Here is a 17735-nt window from a genome sequence, read left to right as displayed (position 1 = left end):
ATGACTGTAATTAAGGTATATTTGTATAATAATAAGATGTATTAGATAAATGGAAGCGTTATAATAGATTTATATCCTTAATGGAGGAGCCCAGACATGAATATGATTGCGAACGGCAATTTGACCGGACGCCTGCTGCACAACCTGACGGTTACCGTTACCCATGCCCAGTTAACCAGCAGATATCCGGGATGGAACCGGACGAATGAGACCCCTGCCTTCAACCGGCTGTATTATATTGATTCCGGCGAAGGCAAGGTGATTATCAACGGAGTGGCGTACTATCCGAGACCCGGACAGCTGATGATTATGCCCGCAGGCTCTACCCAGACCACGGATACTTCACGTGATGATCCTTATACACGCTACTATTGCCACTTCGATGCGCAGATTGGGGAATGGCCGCTGTTTCATTCGGCGAATAAGCTCTACATCTGTGATGTGCCTGATCCGGAGGCCACCCGGACGATGTTCGCGGAGATGATTGAATGGTTCCAGGATACCGGCTTCCTCGCTACCCTGCGGACGCAGGCCGCGCTGCTTACGCTGCTGTCCCTCTGTCTGGAATCGGGGGGCTATAGCAATTTCCTTGACGATCTGACACATACGAGCGACCAGGGCAAGCTGGCGAATGTGCTGGGCTACATCGATCAACGGTTAATGCGGCCGCTGACGGTCGAGGAGCTGGCAGAGCGGGTCCATCTGCACCCGAACTATTTCATTCCCTATTTCAAGAAATTCATCGGCGTTCCGCCGATGCAGTACGTCCAGCTGAAACGGATGGAGCTCGCGAAGAGGCAGCTCTCCTACACCGATTTCAGCATCTCCAGTATCGCCGAGCAGGTCGGCATGGAGCTGGCCCACTTCTCGAAGGTGTTCAAGAAGTCAACCGGCGTATCCCCGTCTGCTTATCGGAGCAGTACGCGGTAGGATGCACCGGAAGGTGCCAGAACAAATACGCACCAGCACCGAATGTATGCTGTTTTCCGCATACATTAGGGTCACGCGCCTGCGTACCACTTATCCACAACAGAGGAAAATCATAGTTTCCTCAAGAAACAAAAAATCAGCATGCCTCTGTAAGAAGCCTGCTGATTTTTTGAAAATATAATTTATAGGTTTCCGAAACGGTACCGTCCTTTAAAAGGACGGCAAAGCCGTTTCCACTTGTGCTTTTCCAAGCCATGAATGGTATGCTGCGCTCCTGCTCTCTACTTGATCCCGAAATACGCATCCGCATTGTTGTAGCATATATTCTCAATGGTCCGGCCGATCAAGGCATAGTCTCGCGGCAGGTCCCCCTCTTCCATCCACGTGCCGAACAGGTTGCAGAGAATGCGCCGGAAGTATTCATGACGCGTGAAGGATAGGAAGCTTCTGGAGTCAGTCAGCATGCCGACAAAAGGGCTGATCAGGCCAATGCTGGATAGCGCCTTCAACTGCTGCAGCATGCCCTCCTTCTGATCATGGAACCACCAGCCGGAACCCATCTGCACCTTGCCCTTGATGCCATCACCCTGGAAGTTACCGATTGCGGTGGCTATCATCTCGTATTGCGAAGGGTTCAGCGTATAGACGATGGTCTTCGGCAGCTGTCCGCTGGCATCCAGCTCATTCAGCAGTGCGTTGAGACTGCGGGCCATATTGAAATCCAGAATCGAATCGAAGCCGCTGTCCTTGCCGATGGCACTGAACATCCGTGCGTTGTTGTTGCGCAGCGCTCCGATATGCAGCTGCATGCTCCAGCCCCGCTCATGATAGAGCCGGCCTAATTTGATCAGCGTATGGCTCTGGAACTTCTGTTCCTCCTGCGGGCTGATCTCTTCCCCTTTGAAGGCCCGGGCGAATATGTAGGCCGCTTCATGCTCTGTAGACTGGGCATGCGGCAGCTCACCGAAAGCCTGATCCGACAGCCGGCAGCCATGCTTATGGAAATAATCGATCCGCGCGGTCACAGCCTGGAGGAATCCGGAGTAATCGTGGATCTCAATACCGCTCGCCTCACCAAGCAGGCCCACGTATCCGGTGAATCCTTCATCACGGATATTCAGCACCCGGTCCGGTCTGAAGGTCGGGGCAACCACCGTCTGAAGCACATTGTCCTTCTTAATCTGAATGTGATGCTCCAGTGAATCAATGGGATCATCCGTTGTGCAGACCACATCGACATTGAGTTTTTTGAGAATCCCCTGCGTAGTCAGTTCATCTCCCTGGAGCTGCTCATTGCAGCGTTCCCACACACTGTCCGCAGTCTCCCCGGAGAGCAGCTCGTCGATCCCGAAGTAGCGCTTCAACTCCAGATGAGTCCAGTGGTAGAGCGGATTGCCCACCATCTCAGGCAGGGAACGCGCCCAGACCATGAATTTGTCTTTGTCCGGCGCATTCCCGGTAATTAGCTGTTCGTCAACGCCCAGCCAGCGGAGCGCCCGCCACTTGTAATGGTCCCCAGATAAGGCGAGATCAGCGATATTGCGGAACCTGCGGTTACTGCTGATCTCCTGCGGATTCAGATGACTGTGAAAATCATAAATCGGCATTGCAGCGGCATAATCGTGATACAGTCTCTGTGCACTTGGACTTAACAGCAGCCAGTCGTCATGAATAAAAGATGAGGTACTCATATTGTTATCCAGCCTCTCGTGTATGATATTGACGGGCCACGGATACCGTCCTGAAGCGGACAGCAGGCGCTTCTGCCCATTCGCACTACCATACTACCATACAAGTATGGTAGTATGGTAGTGCTTACATTAATCATTAACAGGAGGGTTACACGATGGAATACACTATCGGTACACAAGCACTCTCCACAAGGGACATCGTGTATCGTTCACTGAAGAATCAGATTCTGCTGCTGGAGCTGCCGCCCGGAACCGGGATTTCGGAGAAGGAGATTTCGCTGAAGTTCAGTGTCAGCCGCACTCCGGTCCGTGAGGCTTTTGTCCGTCTGGCCCAGGAGGGCCTGCTTGCTGTATACCCCCAGCGGGGAACGGTGGTCTCCCTGATTGATTCCGAGCTCGTGGAAGAAGCCCGCTTCATGCGCGAGCATCTGGAGCGGGCAGTCATCCGGGAATCGTGCAGCGCCTTCCAGGCCAGGAATCTTATCGATCTGAAGGCTAATCTGGACAAGCAGAAGCTCTGCATCGAGGATCAGGACTATAAGGAAATGTTCATGCTGGACGAAGAGTTCCATCATGTGATTTTTATGGGCTGCAATAAAAAGAATACCTGGGAGGTCATCCAGCAGATCAAGGTTCACCTGAACCGCAGCCGGATGCTCAAGCTCACGGCAGATCACAACTGGGAGCATCTGTACCGGCAGCATTATGGTCTATATGAAGCCATTGAGCAGCATAATATTCAGCAAGGGGATCAGCTTATGCAGGAGCATATGGCCCTGACGATCGCCGATCAGGAGATGCTGATGGAGAAATATCCGCAATATTATAAGCAAAGATCCGCAGACTGATATAACCTGACGCAAGATCATACTTTCACCAAGAAGGGTTGGATCACTATGTCCGAGTTGGCATTACAGCCTGCACTGGCAGGCAAGACCGCTGTAATTACCGGAGGAGCCGGAGCCCTCTGCAGCGCTATGGCGCTGGAATTGGCCCGGCAAGGCGTGAAGGTCGCCATCCTGAACCGTACGGAGGCCAAAGGGGCAGCTCTGTCTGCACAGATCACTTCCGGCGGCGGTCAGTCCCTGGCCTTGGCCTGCGATGTTATGGATGCCGGGAGTGTCCGGCAGGCAGCGGATGAGATCCACAAGCACTGGGGTCCCTGCGACTTGTTGATCAATGGAGCCGGGGGCAATCAGCCTTCGGCGATTACCACCAAGGAGACCTTAGAACCGGGAGACCTGGAGAATCCCGATGTCGTCTCCTTCTTTGATCTGTCCGTGAGCGGGTTCCGAACGGTCCTTGACCTCAATCTGACCGGAACATTAATTCCAACCCAAATCTTCGCCAAGCAAATGCTCGGACGCCCCGGAGCAGCGGTGATCAACATCTCCTCCATGAGCGCCGCATCGCCACTCACCAAGGTTCCGGCTTACAGTGCGGCCAAGGCAGGCATCAACAACTTCACACAGTGGCTTGCGGTTCATCTGGCAGAGTCCGCCATACGGGTGAATGCCATCGCCCCCGGCTTCTTCGTCACTGCACAGAATGAACAGCTGCTGAAGAACCCGAACGGTGAACTAACCGAACGTTCGCTCAAAATCATCTCCCAGACCCCGATGCGCCGCTTCGGCACACCGGAGGATCTGCTCGGCACCTTGCTCTGGCTGGCCGATGAGCGCATGTCCGGGTTCGTAACCGGGGTAACCATCCCCGTAGATGGCGGGTTTATGGCCTACTCGGGCGTGTGAAGGCATTCTGCAGCGGGAAACCGGCATTCAAAAAAACTGAACCCCGTCCCCAGGGTTCAGTTCCAATTAATTAAGGCTATGCGCTTCAACCAGCACGCCATCCTCCAGATGCAGCACCCGGTCGCACCAGTCCAGCATTCGTTCGTCATGAGTAACCATTACAGCAGCCTTGCCTTCGCTCCGCACCTCGTCTGCTATCATCCGTACCACTTCCCGGCCGCGGCTGTAATCCAGGCTGGCTGTAGGCTCGTCTGCGAACAGAATAGCCGGCTTGTTCATCCAAGCCCGGGCAATCGCCACCCGCTGCTTCTCGCCCCCGGACAGCTGTTCGGGATAATGGTTGCGGCGTTCCCAGATCTCCAGACGCTTCAGCAGATAGGCGGAACGTACCTTCGCTTCCTTTTGGCTGAGCTTAGCCAGCTTCGCGACATAGAGCAATTGTTCCTCTACTTTCAGGAACGGCAGCAGCTGCGCACTTTGGAACATGAAGCCGATTTTTTTCAGCCTCAGCTCCGTTAGTGCCCCCTTGTCCTTGTCACGCAGCGATTCACCGTCGAGCAGGATCTCTCCGCTGGTTGGCGTGAGCAGCGCACCGGCTGCGGAGAGAAACGTGCTTTTCCCGGAGCCGGATGGCCCCAGTACTGCTATGAATTCTCCCTCGTTCACCGTAAGGTCCAAGTGGTTCAGAACGGTCATCGCCCCGTCCCCATCCCCGTAAGTCTTGGTTACCTGCTTCATCACTAATTTCGCACTCATGCTCCAGTCCTCCCTATCGCTTCCAAGGCATCCACCTTAGCTACTCTTGCTACCGAAATTAACGAGCCCAGCAGGGACATCCCTATGAACAGCAGACTGGTCATCGCCATCGTCTGTCCGTCCAGCTCAAACGGCATCGTGTCGGGCAGGCCCATATTCATCCCAAGCGTAAGCAATATGCCCAGCACCAGACTGGCGACAGACAGCAGCATCACTTGACCGATTACACTCCAGGCCAGATAGGACATCTTGGTCCCCATCGCCTTCAGGATACCGAATTGGCTGGTCTTCTGGATCGTAATGACATAGAAGAATACAGCAAGAACTACTGCGGCAATCACGAACAGGAACACAATCATCATCAGCAGCGAATTCTGCTCGGCGGAGTAACCGGGAACACTGGCGACCGCCTGCTTTTGCGTAATTACCTCTACGGACTGTAGCTGATCTGCAATCTGCCCAGCTTGAGCCGCCGTTACATCCAGCGCGATCACATTGTACGGGGCATTGGCCTTGCCTGAACCTCCGCCTCCCTGAACCATTCCTTGCTTCATCGCCTGCCAGTCCAGCTGATTGATATAGACTACCGGAGTATGGCTGTAGGAGCTGTCCTTCACGAAGCCGGTAACCGTCCAGCTCATGCCGGAAGCCTGATCACGGATCGTACTGCCAATGGTAACGCCGGACTGTTCCAGCTTGGAGTCTGCAACCGCGCTGCCTTGAACCTCATTGGTGAATCCGGCGCCTTCCTTTACTTCAGGAGCCAGCATGCCCGTCATATCTACGGCAAAAAAAGTAATATCCGCCTTCACATCCGCACCGGCAGCTGTAATTGTACTGGTCTGTACACCCAGCGGAGTCGCGTTCGCCTCTCCGGCTACTGACCGGGCAGCCGCAAGCTCCGTATCCGTTAACTGTGAACGCCTGAAGGTATGATCCGCATCGCTCTGCACGGCAAAGTAATTGGCGGGCATATTTTTCAGCGCCGAAATGTTGGCATAAGCAAGACCTCTAGCCAGGCCGGTGACGAACAGCACCAGGAACGAGACCAGCAGCATAATCACCATAATGAGACTGTAGCGTGCTTTGGAGTGCCTCATCTCCCGTATTGCCAAGAACATATAACCACTCCTTCTAATCTGTATATCCACAGTTTAGAGAGTGAAGATGAACGGAGTATGAATAAAGAATTACACTATATAGATTGAAATTGCTCCTCCAGTTCCAAAATTCCCCTCCGCCACTTTTCCCTTAACTATAAATTATTAGTTCAACCTATATAGTGTCAGGGTGGCAGGGAAGAGTGACAGTGAACGTGGTCCCTTCCCCTACTGTGCTCGTAACCTCGATGGTTCCGCCATGTGCCTGGACGATCTTTTGGGCAATGGCCAGCCCCAGCCCGCTGCTGCCCGGCTCACGGGATCGCGACTGATCCACCTTGTAGAACCGGTCGAAGATCATCGGCAGCTGCTCCGCCGGAATACCCGCCCCGTTGTCGGTCACTGTTACAATACATTGCTGGCCCTCCACATGGGCTGCAATACTGAGGGTCCCGCCCGCCGGGGTGTATTTGATCGCATTCGTCACCAGATTCATCCACACCTGATAGAGCAGATTGGAATCGCCCGTAAGCCGGATTTCTCCGGCATGCAGCCGTACCGCCAGCTCCTTCTCCGTAAGATGCCATTCCATAATCTGAATGACCTGGCGCAGTTGGGCGCGCAGATCGAAGCTTCTCTTCTGCAGGGCATTCTCATCGTAATCCAGCGAAGACAAGGTGAGCAGTTGTGTACTGAGCATGGACAACCGCCGGCTCTCATCCCCGATAATGGACAGATACTCCAGACGCTGGGCTTCTGGCAGAGTACCGTCCTGGAGCGCATGGGCGAAGCCCTGAATAGAGGTTAGCGGCGACTCAATCTCATGCGAGACATTGGCGACAAACTCCTGTCTTGCCCGGTTTGTGCGTTCCAGCTCACGGCTCATCGTCATGAAGTGGGAAGCCAGTTGGCCGATCTCGTCGCGGCGGGCGGTGTAGAGCTTGATGTCATAGCGCCCCTTTGAGATTTTGAGCGTGGCCTCGGTCAGCCGGGTAATCGGCCGCACCACATGAAATACCGTAATCAGCATGAACCACAGGCTTAGCAGAATGATAACCGCAATAATCACGACAAAAAAGATCCGCAGCTCCCCGAACTGCACCTGAGCATCCGGACGCATGAACAAGGCATAGGTCTCTCCGTTAATATGGACCGGCACCCCAATGGAATTGCTGAGCTGGTTATCGAAGAACCCTGTCACGAACAGCTGGCCGGGGAAATTACCCACCCCATGGTAAATCTCCCCGGCCAGCACACTGCGCAGCGCTTCCTCCTTGAGGTCATTTTTACGGAAAGGCAGGCCGTAGAAGCGTTCCTCTCCATCGGCATTGACCAGATACATTTTGTACCCCAGGGAAGCCGTACTCAGGAGATATTCTTCCACAGCATCCGGGTGATCCTCAATGAACTGCTGCAAACCTATGGCCATCCGGGTCAGCTTAGCATCATTCTTCGGCTTGACCTGGGACTGGTAATACAGGTTGGAGACCAGAAATCCCAGCACACTGCTGATCATAATCACCGAGCAGAAGATGATACTCATCCGTACATAGAGCGATCTCATGAATTCACCATGTCCACTTTGTAGCCAATTCCCCGGACCGTGCGGATGATAAAATCATTCTGGTATTCACTGAACCGCTGACGCAGGCGCTTGATATGCACATCCACCGTCCGCTCGTCCCCTTCGTAGTCCGCTCCCCAGACCAGCTCAATCAGCTCACCACGCGTGAACAGGCGTCCCGGATATTGGGCCAGCTGGGCCAGCAGTTCGAATTCCTTCACCGGCAGCAGCAGCACCTCTGTCCCGTCACTGATCTCGTAATTCTTACGGTCGATCACCAGCGAATTCAGGCGAATCCGGTCATCTGAAGCGATGGAATAACGGCGGAACAAGGCCTTGATGCGAAAGATCAGCTCCTCCGGTTCAAAAGGCTTGGTCACATAATCATCCGTCCCGTGCAGATAACCCTGCTCCTTATCACTGAGCTGCTGACGGGCCGTCAGCAGAATGACGGGAATGTCATAGTTCTCCCTTATGTATGCACACAGCTCCAATCCGTCCATATGCGGCATCATCACATCCACCACCGCCAGATCGACCGTCTGCTCCTTCATGCGTGCCGCCGCTTCCAGCCCGTCTCCGGCTTCTATCGCTTGATATCCTTCTCTGGTAAGAACATGCCGCAGCAGCGTGCGGATATGAACATCGTCGTCGGCTACCAGTATCTTTTTCAACTTACATACGCTCCCTCCGGCTTGCCTGATCAATGTCATCATACTAGCAACAAACCCTGCTCAAAACAATAGGACTCCACACCAACAAGCTCTGTTAGGTCGATACGTTCTACACTATAAAAGGCAGAATGCTGTCCCGCAGCGGAGTGACTGGTCTGCCCATAAGCCGCTCCAAATCCCCGGAGGTGGAAGCCGTATCCAGCTTGCTCATAAAAGCATAGATCCAGTGCTGAATTCCGTCATCCTGACGGTGCACCACCGGCTTGCCGGCAACCTCTGTCAGAACTTCGGCCAGATCGCCAAAATCCCAGGTCTGCGGAGCGGTCAATTCATAGATCCGGTTGCCTGTTCCCTCTTCGGCAAGTACAGCAGCAGCAGCCAATGCAAGATCCCGGCGGCCTGCCGAGTTAAACTTCCATTCTCCCGGTGCCGTCACCAGCTCTCCGCTGGAGAGGGCTTCCTTCAGCCCCAGCACCCCTACGAAATCAATATAAAGAGCATTGCGCAAAAAGGTATATTCCAGCCCGGACTCTATAATCGCCTGTTCCGTCAATGTATGCACATTATCCGGCTTGCTCTGATCTGTTCTCCGCCCTGAGAATGCAAAACCAGTATATAGGATATGCCTCACACCGCTTCGTTTGGCCGCATCAATCACCCGCTTATGCTGGGACAGACGAACATTATCATCCGTATGCGAGCTGGAGATCAGCAGGAGCCGGGAAATCCCGCGAAAAGCTTCATTCAGTGTTTCCGGCAGATCATAATCCACCTTACGGACTTCAATTCCCTGCTCCCGGATAAGAGAAGCTTGCTCCACACTTCTTACTCCGGCAATGATTTGCCCTACAGGGATGCGGCTACGCAGATTCTCAAGAATCAGACTTCCCAGTTGCCCGTTTGCTCCCGTAATCAATATTGTCGTCATAGGCGATAACATCCTTTCCTTATTGGAATCAGATTTCTTCACATATCCACCGGCATACTCCAGCCGCTATATATAATCTCTGTCTGCGGGCAGCCTCCCGGCATGCGGAACATTCCACACCTTCTATCCTCTGCTCAGCTTATTCAGCAGCTCCAGCAGCAACTGCAGCTCCGGCTCATCCAGCCGGTTCATTACCGCCGCAACGGCTTTCCGGTTCCCCGGCAGCTGCTCCAGCAGCAGGCGCTTACCTGCTTCAGTCAGCGAAATGACTGTCTTACGGCCATCCTGTGCGTGAGCCGCCCGCGTAATATAGCCATCCTTCTCCAGCGGAGTCAGCAGCAGGCTGATGTTGGCTTTGGTTACCGCGATTCGCTCAGCAAGCAGTGAGGGCAGAATCGATCCCCCGTGCTTCGCAATCTCAACCAGTACGCGGATTCTTGCCCCGTTCAGCCCCTGTACCTGCCAGTATTTCTCGGAGACGGCCACAGTGCCCGCTGTCGCTCCCACCAAGGCGAAAAAAACCTCATTTTCAAGCGGCAGCTCAAGCACAATCTTTTGTAAATCATCCATTAGCAGTCGTCAACTCCATTTAGTTAATAGCTTAACTATTTCTACAGATAGATTAGCGGATTCCGGCAGGAATGTCAAAAGAAAATGAATAACTCCTCCATAACCCGAAAAAAAACCCCTATCTTCCCTAAGGAAGGTAGAGGGTTCAATCCTGCCACATGCAGGTTTCCGTTAGATCAAAACAGGCTTAGCCGCAGGTGACACCTTGTCTGCACCAAAGCTCATGCTGCCATCCAGCACAAGTTCCAGCTTAATCAGCTCTGAGCGGCTGGCCAGGCGGATCGGCGGTCCCCAGGTTCCGTAGCCGGAGGAGACAATGACATGCAGCTTGTTTTTGAGCAGGTAGCCCCAATCCAGTTCGAACAGCCGCCGGGTAATCCAGTGATTCGGTGCAATCTGCCCCCGGTGGGTATGTCCTGACAGCAGCACATCCACTCCAGCCTCCGAAGCGATCCCGAAGCCAGTCGGCTGATGATCCATCATCAGGATCGGCTTGCTGCGGTCCACTCCATGTAGAAGAGTCTCCACGCTGAGCCGTCCACCCTCCATGTGCTCGGCAGTCTTGTCTTTGCGCCCGACCACGAAGACTCCCGACGTCTCCACCACTTCATCCTGTAACACCTGAATGCCGACACTCCGCATAACCTCCGTATACTGCGCAATCGAGCCGCCGTAGTATTCGTGATTCCCCAGCACGGCGTAGACTCCATAACGTGCCTTCAGCTGCTTCAGCTGCTGCTCCATCCCATTGCGGAGAAAAGGCTCAATGCTGTCATCCAGCACATCCCCGGCCAGCAGAATGATATCCGGGTTCATCGCGTTCATCTCCCTGACCATTCTGCGCAGATGGCGGTTGCCGACAATGTTGCCCAGATGGAGGTCGGAGGCTACTGCTACTGTTAGCGGAACACTGGTTCCGATGGATTTTTCCACCTTAAGCCGGTGGGTCCGCACCACAGTACTCCAGGCATTCCGCGATCCCCAGATCAGGAAGATTGCGAGTAATACCAGCAGTGTAGTCCCTGCTTCCGTTACGAATGCGGAAAGTCCTACGCCTGCGAGCGCCAGCACACCATAGAGCAGATCGGTCAGCGGCAGCATGATCACGGCGAACTCCATACAAGCCAGATAATAAGAGCCAATCACCTTGAACAACCTGCCTACCGGTCTCAGCGCCTGCGGCAGCGGCACCCGGCCAATCATATAAGAGAAGGAAATGACAAGAAAGACAGTCCAGTACGCAGTAGTATTCATCCCCGGCAGCCATGCCTGGAGCAATACGGACAGATGCCATCCAATGTAGACATTCACCAGTCCAAGCACCAGCACCATGACCGCAGCCCCGGCCAGCATCCGCATGTTTTTCACTTCATTCCACTCCCTTAAAGTAAGTTTCTATACGATCTACTCCAAATCATAACACAAAGTATTCACCGAGTATAAACTGTGCCGCCAACCTGTGATAAACCTGAGTTCCCCTTGGACAAAAAAGAAAGACAGCCCTGAGGCTGCCGTTAAAGGAATGTGTGCTTTCGCTTATTGTCTCAGTTCCTTAATTTCTTCAAGCAATAAGCCGGTGGCTTCGGAAATGGTTTGCAGGTCTATGCCGCGCTCCAGAAGTTTAATGGCAATTTCTTTACTCGTCTCGGACTTGGCTCCTTCAATACGGGAATGCTCATCGCTCAGCGCCTTCATCCGGGCATCATAAGCCATTCGCGCGGCCGCATCCTGGCTCAGAAACTCCAGGGTGTCCATCGCTTTTTTCAGCATCGGCTCTTTCTCAGCCAACCTTTCCACCATTCTCCGTCTCGTCTCGCCCAGCCGTTCCCCGGCTCCGTCCGGGTGCAGCGGTTCTCCCCACAGTAGCCCGTCCCCCTCATACCGGGGAAGCACATGCATATGATAGTGGGTCAGATCGTTGAATTTACCGCCGTCTGCAATAATTCTGATCCCGTCCGGCTGGTAAAGAGATTTGAGCAGCGCGGAGAGCTTTTGTGAAGCCTCCATAACAGCATGTGCAGTCTTCGCATCCATCTCATCGACGTCCCAATAGTGCTTTTTCGGCAGAATCAGGGTATGGCCTTCATTGAAGGGCTCGATATCGAGTACACAGGTGATATATTCATTCTCATAGACGATATTCAGGTCAGGCTCAAGCCCGTTCGCAATTCTACACCCCAGGCAATCCAAGATGATCCTCCCCCCTTAAACACAATGAATACTATGATAATATCAACAGGCAATAGGGTTCATTGAAGTATTTTGGTAACTCTTATAGAAATGTGATCGGTTTTTCGATTACATTCGGCTTACGCGGAGCTCCCAGTTCAATTGTGATCGGTTTTTCGATTACATTTGGCCTACGTAGAGCTTACAGTCCAATTATGATCGGTTTTTCGATTACATTCGGCTTACGCTACCCACCCGGTTTCAACTGCGTTTATTTTCTGTTAAAATATGTTAAGTGGATGAACAGACGACGTTCTGTTTTTAGGCACGCTGCTCATTTTCATGCTGAAGTTGTGCCTTGAAAGACATGTTTGTTTTCGTATACATCCGGTCCAAGCAGCTAATATAAAAAAAGAAATGCCTTACAGCATTTCCTTGTTCCCGATCATTCAGTTAGCCCGCCCGGTTTCCTTTGGCAGCGATGCATTCACCGATTAGCTTGTCGCATTTGTGAATGTGATTGATCAGCCAATCCGTCAGCGTCCGGTTCAGCTTGATCGTGGATAATACGGATACCCCTTTGGTCTTAATCGTCTCCTCCAGTTCCAACACCGTCTGCACGAATTCAGCGTGTGTCTTCTGATGCTCCGTCAACTCCGGGAAGTCGATATCCTTCATCAGCTGCTCTTCACTGCCGAAATGCTCCACGGTGTAATCCTTGAGGAACCTCAGCGTCTCTTCGATCTTTTCTTTGCCCTGCTGGTTGCTGCAAGCGTCAAAAAAGTCGTTCAGCTTCACCAGCAGCTGCCTGTGCTGACAATCAATCTTTTCTACTCCGATATCATACGAATCCTTCCAGCTAATCATGGGCTCACCCTGTCCTTTGCCATAAACACAATAGTCAAAATATAACTAATTGTCTGCTTTTCCCTATGAAAGTTCTATTAAGAACATCACAAGGCAGCGTTGCCGGACAGAAGGGCATTCTCAAAATAAATTCCATTCCCGGTTATACCGGTACAGCTTCGAGGGACGGTGTCCGGCATCCCGGGTGCTCTGATCCGTCTCGATGACCCGCTCGGCGATTTTGCGTCGGAAGGCGGCGGCGAGCAGCTCTTTGCCGAGGATAATCTCATACACACGCTGCAGCTCGGACAAGGTGAACAACGGCGGCATGAGATTGAAGATAATATCGGTATATTCCGCCTTGCCGCGCAGACGTTCGATGGCATACTGCACCATGAGCAGATGGTCAAAAGAAAACCCCGCGCTGCGCACGATCTCACGGCTGACCTGTCGGACATGCCCTTGAATAGTCTCGGTAAGCTTGACCACCCCGCTTAGCTTCTCCTGCTCACTCTCCAGTATAATCTCCACCAGTGTCTCCTGACGGACGTCCTGCTCCAGCACCTCGCGGCGGGTCTCCAGAATGTGGTACGAGACATCGAACCAGGCAGCTGCGGCTGCATCATCCCCTGCCTGTACGTCCAGAGCCTTGCGGTCCACGAGCGCCATGTAGGAGCAGCTGATCACCCTCATCCGCGGATCACGGTCTACATCGCCCCAGGTATACAGCTGCTCCATGTAGATATTATCGATATTAGTCTCGCTGTACAGCTCCCGGCGGGCTGCTTCCTCTACGCTCTCACTGATCCCTACGAATCCTCCCGGCAAGGCCCACTGTCCCAGAAAAGGATGCTCCCCGCGCTGAATCAGCAAGAGCTGTAAGGACTTATCCGCCAGCTTGCGGTAGTTATTCTGCTCCCGCTCCATCACGGTGAAAATCAGCATATCGACGGTGACAGACGGACGTTCGTAGTTGCCCGCATTATAATTCTGCAGGAATTGCTCCTCGTTCAAGCCTTTAGAGTCGGTTACGGGTGGATTTGGCATGGATATTCTCCTTGTCTTGAATCGATTAATAGGATTCGGTTGTTAATAACATATTGATATTATATACATGGTAATGGAATGCGGGCAAGTCCGGGCCACGGCGAAGAACGTTTTTTCCCAATCTATATAAGACGTACTCAAGGTTTGAACTTGAAGCTTGGTCGTCGCTGCGGTGAACATTTGGACTTCCGGCCGCTGCCCGCCCCCAGATTTCTTGATTTAAACCACTATTCGTGGTAGAAATCCGGTGACAAAGGCGATCGCTATCGCTCCTACAGTTCCAAATTTCCCCTCCGCTTCTTTTTGCTTTTCGTTAATTTCTTTAGTGCGCCTTATCTAGCACAAAAAAATGCCCCACCCTAAGGCAAGGCAGTTCATGTAACCTATTCTTGTTATACACCTGATGATCACAACGGTTCGATGTGGACGAGTACGGTTGAGACCTGATGACGGTCCTTAAGCTGATCTTCGATCTCCTCCGTAATATCGTGACTCTGCACCACATTCAGATTGGAATCCACCAGTACTGTAGTATCGACCAGCACATTATTACCGTGAATACGGGCTTTGATATCCTTAATCGACTCCACACCTTCAATCTCAGCTACCGTCTGCTTCATCAGTTCCAGCTTACCGGCATCGAAGCCGTCGGTGAGGTCATGTGTAGCTTTGCGGAAAATATCCCAGGCCGTCTTGCAGATCAGCAATCCGACAATCGTAGCTGTGAGCGGATCTAACCAGGGAATGCCGAACTGTGAGCCGATAATACCGACGAAGGCTCCCATGCTGACCAGCGCATCCGAACGGTTATCCTGCGCCACTGCATGCATGGCATTGCTGTTCAGCTTGCGGGCAAGCCTGATGTTGTACCGGTATACTGCGATCATAACCACAGCACAGGCAGCTGCCGTCCACGCTGCAATCAGATCAGGGGTCTCCAGCACAGGCTGAATGAATTTGTTCACACCCTGATAGAGCACTTGGAAGCCTACAGCAATCATGATAAAAGAGGCGACCAGTGCGGCAACTGTCTCTGCTCTGAAATGACCATAGCCATGGTTCGAATCCGGGGGTCTGCGGGAAATCCTGAGTCCGGTCAGAATGGCCAGGGAAGCAATAATGTCGGTGCTGTTATTCAGCCCGTCAGCCAGGAGTGCCTGAGAGCCTGACACCGTTCCTATGAATAATTTGACTGCAGATAAGAGTATGTATGCTAAAAGACTTAGCCATGCTCCTTTTTCACTTTGTTTGATATCGCTGTAATTTTCCAAGAAAAAGGACCTCCAAAGATTAGTATTGTTCCATACTACACGCTGACTTACGGGTGGGTCTAGAGAAACAGTGTTGCCGGACAGCGCAAGAGTTAACCCCGCTAAATAGAGTTGGGAGCCCGGAAGTAAGTTGCCACTTCCTACATTCTTTGCCCTTGTTCAACTTTGCAGCCTATCTGCTGCTGACAGGCCGTGTAACTTTTCTCGCAAAACGTAGTCTAAGTATATGGAGACCTTAGGTCGGCCAAGCAGAAACGGCGTTCCCGTCCTCTCAAGGACGGTACCGTTTCAGCGAGAAATAGAAGGATAAGTTATCGTGTGAAACATAGAATTTCTTATATTTGCACAAAAAAAAGCGGCTTCCCCCTCTTCAGGAGAATGCCGCTAAGCTTGCGTATGAATGGTTACCCTAGCTGTCCTCTACTCCGCTGGCGGTGTAAATGAACGTCCTGCAAATTCTGCATCCAGCATATAGAAGGCATTGCTGTCGGTTTCGATCCGTTTGAGCTTGGCGATAATGTTGCTGAAGAGTGCCTCTTCTTCCACCTGCTCATCGATGAACCATTTCAGGAAATAGATCGTCGCATGCTCCCGTTCATCCAGGGCCAGATCCGCCAGATGATAGAATTTCTTCGTGTTCTGCTGCTCATGGGCGAAGGCATGCTCGAATGCATCCAGCATGGAGCTATACTCATTGTTCGGTTCAGGCATCGCCGCAAGGGTGGCCCGGTAATCGCGGTCATTCAGGAATTTGTAGATTTTCATGGCATGGAACCGTTCTTCTTCAGCCTGCACCAGAAAGAAATTGGCGAATCCGTCCAGGCTCTCACCGGAACAATACGCAGCCATCGCAAGATAGACATGAGCAGAATAGAATTCGAAATTCATTTGTTCATTAAGCGTGTTCATTAATTGCTCTTTCATTGACAGGTCACCTCATCCTATAGTATTGATTATGCTTGAAGCAGTTCATATGTAATGTCTTATTCATTCTATCATCCTTATCCGCCAAACCGCAATCGAAAGGAAGATTCCCCCTATGAAATGGTTCAGCCGTCAAAAAATAAACAATACTTCCCCCCGCCGCGCTCTCCTCCTGCTCGCCGCCTCCGCCTGCCTGCTGCTGGCAAGCGGCTGTGAGGGGAATGGAAATGCTGCACAACAGACAAACGCAGGCTCCTCCCAGGCAGCGGTGTCAGCCTCTCCGGCTGCCGCACAGACGCCTGTGCCTGTGGCAACCGATGCCCCAGTGACCCCGTCACCTGAGGCTTCGGCCACTCCTGACCCGGTCTCCCGGAAGCTCGCCGGAATGAATCTGGAGGAGAAGATCGGGCAGATGCTGCTGGTCGGCATCCAAGGCAAGGCGGCAGGAGCTGAAGCGAAGAAGATGATTGCCGAAGATAAGGTCGGCGGAATCATTCTGTATTCTAATAATGTCGGCAGCCTGAAGGAGCTGGTGCAGCTGACTAACGCTCTGAAGCAGAGCAATGCAGGGAATCCCGCACCGCTGTTCATGAGTGTCGATCAGGAAGGCGGTAAGGTCAGCCGTCTCCCCGATGACTATGCCACCTTCCCTTCGAACGCTGCTGTCGGCAGCGGAGACGATGCCACCGCTGCCGGAACGATGGGCGAGCTGCTTGCCCGGGCGGTGAAATCCTCCGGCTTCAATATGGACTTCGCGCCGGTGCTCGACATCAACAGCAACCCGGATAATCCGGTAATTGGTGACCGTTCCTTCGGCAGCAACGCAGAGCTGGTCACCCGGCTCGGCATTGCCGAGATGCAGGGGCTCGAGCGTGAAGGCGTTATTCCCGTGGTCAAGCATTATCCAGGCCATGGCGATACCTCGGTAGACTCACACCTGGAGCTGCCGGTCATCAACAAGACTGAGACCCAGCTGGCAGAACTGGAATGGCTGCCATTCCAGGCAGCGATACGGGAGAAGGCTGATGCTGTAATGGTGGCCCATATTCTATATCCGAAGCTCGACCCGGACAAGCCCGCCTCCCTGTCCCAAGTGATTATCAGCCAGCAGCTCCGCGGGCTGATGGGATACGAAGGGGTAGTTATTACGGATGACATGACCATGGGCGCAATCATTAAGAATTACAGCCTCCCTGCTGCGGCAGTAGAATCTGTATTGGCCGGCAGCGATATCCTGCTGGTCGCCCATGAATACAAGAACGAGCAAGCCGTACGCGCCGCACTGCTGGACAGTGTCAAGAATGGCCGCATCTCCGAAGCACGGATTGACGAGAGTGTCTACCGTATTCTGGCGCTGAAGGCCAAGTATCAGTTAACGGACGAAGCGGTGCCCTTGCCTGATCTCGCCGGACTGAACAGTGACATCCAGGCTTGGCGTAAGCCGTATCAGCAGAACAAGTAGTTAACAAGCGGAATCGGTACACTCTCAACCATTTATATACTTAGGGGGAGTT

16 protein-coding genes and 1 pseudogene are annotated in these 17735 nt (G+C 52.8%); 4 read left to right on the top strand and 13 right to left on the bottom strand.

The features are described 5' to 3' along the window. The first annotated feature begins 96 nt into the window (after positions 1 to 96). Positions 97 to 930 (top strand): AraC family transcriptional regulator, encoded by an 834-nt coding sequence (locus MKY12_RS13675; protein WP_327196478.1) that lies wholly within the window; start codon positions 97 to 99, stop codon positions 928 to 930. A 281-nt stretch (positions 931 to 1211) separates the two neighbouring features. On the opposite strand, the gene uxaC is transcribed toward MKY12_RS13675, so the two are convergent. Beyond that, positions 1212 to 2621, bottom strand: a complete 1410-nt coding sequence (gene uxaC / locus MKY12_RS13670) for a glucuronate isomerase (RefSeq protein WP_209870386.1) — start codon at positions 2619 to 2621, stop codon at positions 1212 to 1214. Positions 2622 to 2776: 155 nt separating this feature from the next. Here uxaC and MKY12_RS13665 point away from each other — a divergent pair, with 155 nt between their 5' ends. Further along, on the top strand, positions 2777 to 3469 hold the full coding sequence (locus tag MKY12_RS13665) for a GntR family transcriptional regulator (RefSeq protein WP_339256501.1): 693 nt from the start codon (positions 2777 to 2779) through the stop codon (positions 3467 to 3469). A gap of 48 nt (positions 3470 to 3517) precedes the next feature. After that, a complete protein-coding gene (locus MKY12_RS13660) occupies positions 3518 to 4372 on the top strand; it encodes an SDR family oxidoreductase (protein WP_339256499.1) in 855 nt (284 codons plus the stop codon). A 66-nt stretch (positions 4373 to 4438) separates the two neighbouring features. On the opposite strand, the gene MKY12_RS13655 is transcribed toward MKY12_RS13660, so the two are convergent. The 12 genes and pseudogenes from MKY12_RS13655 to MKY12_RS13600 form a co-directional block, all read right to left on the bottom strand. Further along, positions 4439 to 5128: an ABC transporter ATP-binding protein gene (locus MKY12_RS13655; RefSeq protein ID WP_339314094.1), complete on the bottom strand. Its 690-nt coding sequence runs from the start codon at positions 5126 to 5128 to the stop codon at positions 4439 to 4441. Then, on the bottom strand, positions 5125 to 6249 hold the full coding sequence (locus MKY12_RS13650; protein ID WP_339314093.1) for an ABC transporter permease: 1125 nt from the start codon (positions 6247 to 6249) through the stop codon (positions 5125 to 5127). The genes MKY12_RS13655 and MKY12_RS13650 overlap by 4 nt, the downstream gene beginning before the upstream one ends. Before the next feature lie 154 nt (positions 6250 to 6403). Next, entirely contained in the window at positions 6404 to 7771 is a 1368-nt protein-coding gene (locus MKY12_RS13645) for a HAMP domain-containing sensor histidine kinase (RefSeq protein ID WP_339314092.1), read from the bottom strand. A 17-nt stretch (positions 7772 to 7788) separates the two neighbouring features. After that, a complete protein-coding gene (locus tag MKY12_RS13640; RefSeq protein WP_036728695.1) occupies positions 7789 to 8466 on the bottom strand; it encodes a response regulator transcription factor in 678 nt (225 codons plus the stop codon). Between the two features lie 109 nt (positions 8467 to 8575). Further along, complete coding sequence (locus MKY12_RS13635) at positions 8576 to 9394, bottom strand: SDR family oxidoreductase (protein WP_339314091.1); 819 nt, start codon at positions 9392 to 9394, stop codon at positions 8576 to 8578. Between the two features lie 123 nt (positions 9395 to 9517). After that, positions 9518 to 9964 (bottom strand): MarR family transcriptional regulator, encoded by a 447-nt coding sequence (locus tag MKY12_RS13630; RefSeq protein WP_339314090.1) that lies wholly within the window; start codon positions 9962 to 9964, stop codon positions 9518 to 9520. A 171-nt stretch (positions 9965 to 10135) separates the two neighbouring features. Further along, a complete protein-coding gene (locus tag MKY12_RS13625; protein WP_339314865.1) occupies positions 10136 to 11323 on the bottom strand; it encodes a metallophosphoesterase in 1188 nt (395 codons plus the stop codon). A gap of 510 nt (positions 11324 to 11833) precedes the next feature. Then, a pseudogene (locus MKY12_RS13620) lies at positions 11834 to 12154 on the bottom strand (HIT family protein); the annotation flags it as partial. 432 nt (positions 12155 to 12586) lie between these two features. Continuing rightward, positions 12587 to 13000, bottom strand: a complete 414-nt coding sequence (locus tag MKY12_RS13615; protein WP_081751292.1) for a bacteriohemerythrin — start codon at positions 12998 to 13000, stop codon at positions 12587 to 12589. Positions 13001 to 13120: 120 nt separating this feature from the next. Next, entirely contained in the window at positions 13121 to 14026 is a 906-nt protein-coding gene (locus tag MKY12_RS13610; protein WP_339314089.1) for an NUDIX domain-containing protein, read from the bottom strand. Between the two features lie 407 nt (positions 14027 to 14433). After that, positions 14434 to 15297, bottom strand: coding sequence for a cation diffusion facilitator family transporter (locus MKY12_RS13605; RefSeq protein ID WP_339314088.1), 864 nt, complete (start codon positions 15295 to 15297; stop codon positions 14434 to 14436). A 420-nt stretch (positions 15298 to 15717) separates the two neighbouring features. Further along, the gene (locus MKY12_RS13600; RefSeq protein ID WP_036728710.1) at positions 15718 to 16221 is read right to left on the bottom strand and encodes a ferritin; all 504 of its coding nucleotides are present in this window, start codon (positions 16219 to 16221) and stop codon (positions 15718 to 15720) included. Between the two features lie 115 nt (positions 16222 to 16336). Here MKY12_RS13600 and nagZ point away from each other — a divergent pair, with 115 nt between their 5' ends. Beyond that, on the top strand, positions 16337 to 17683 hold the full coding sequence (gene nagZ / locus MKY12_RS13595) for a beta-N-acetylhexosaminidase (protein WP_339314087.1): 1347 nt from the start codon (positions 16337 to 16339) through the stop codon (positions 17681 to 17683). Positions 17684 to 17735 lie beyond the last annotated feature (52 nt).

The organism is Paenibacillus sp. FSL M7-0896 (assembly GCF_037975415.1).
In the GTDB taxonomy this organism is placed as follows: domain Bacteria; phylum Bacillota; class Bacilli; order Paenibacillales; family Paenibacillaceae; genus Paenibacillus_AQ; species Paenibacillus_AQ silagei.
This window is presented reverse-complemented; position numbering and strand designations above follow the sequence as displayed.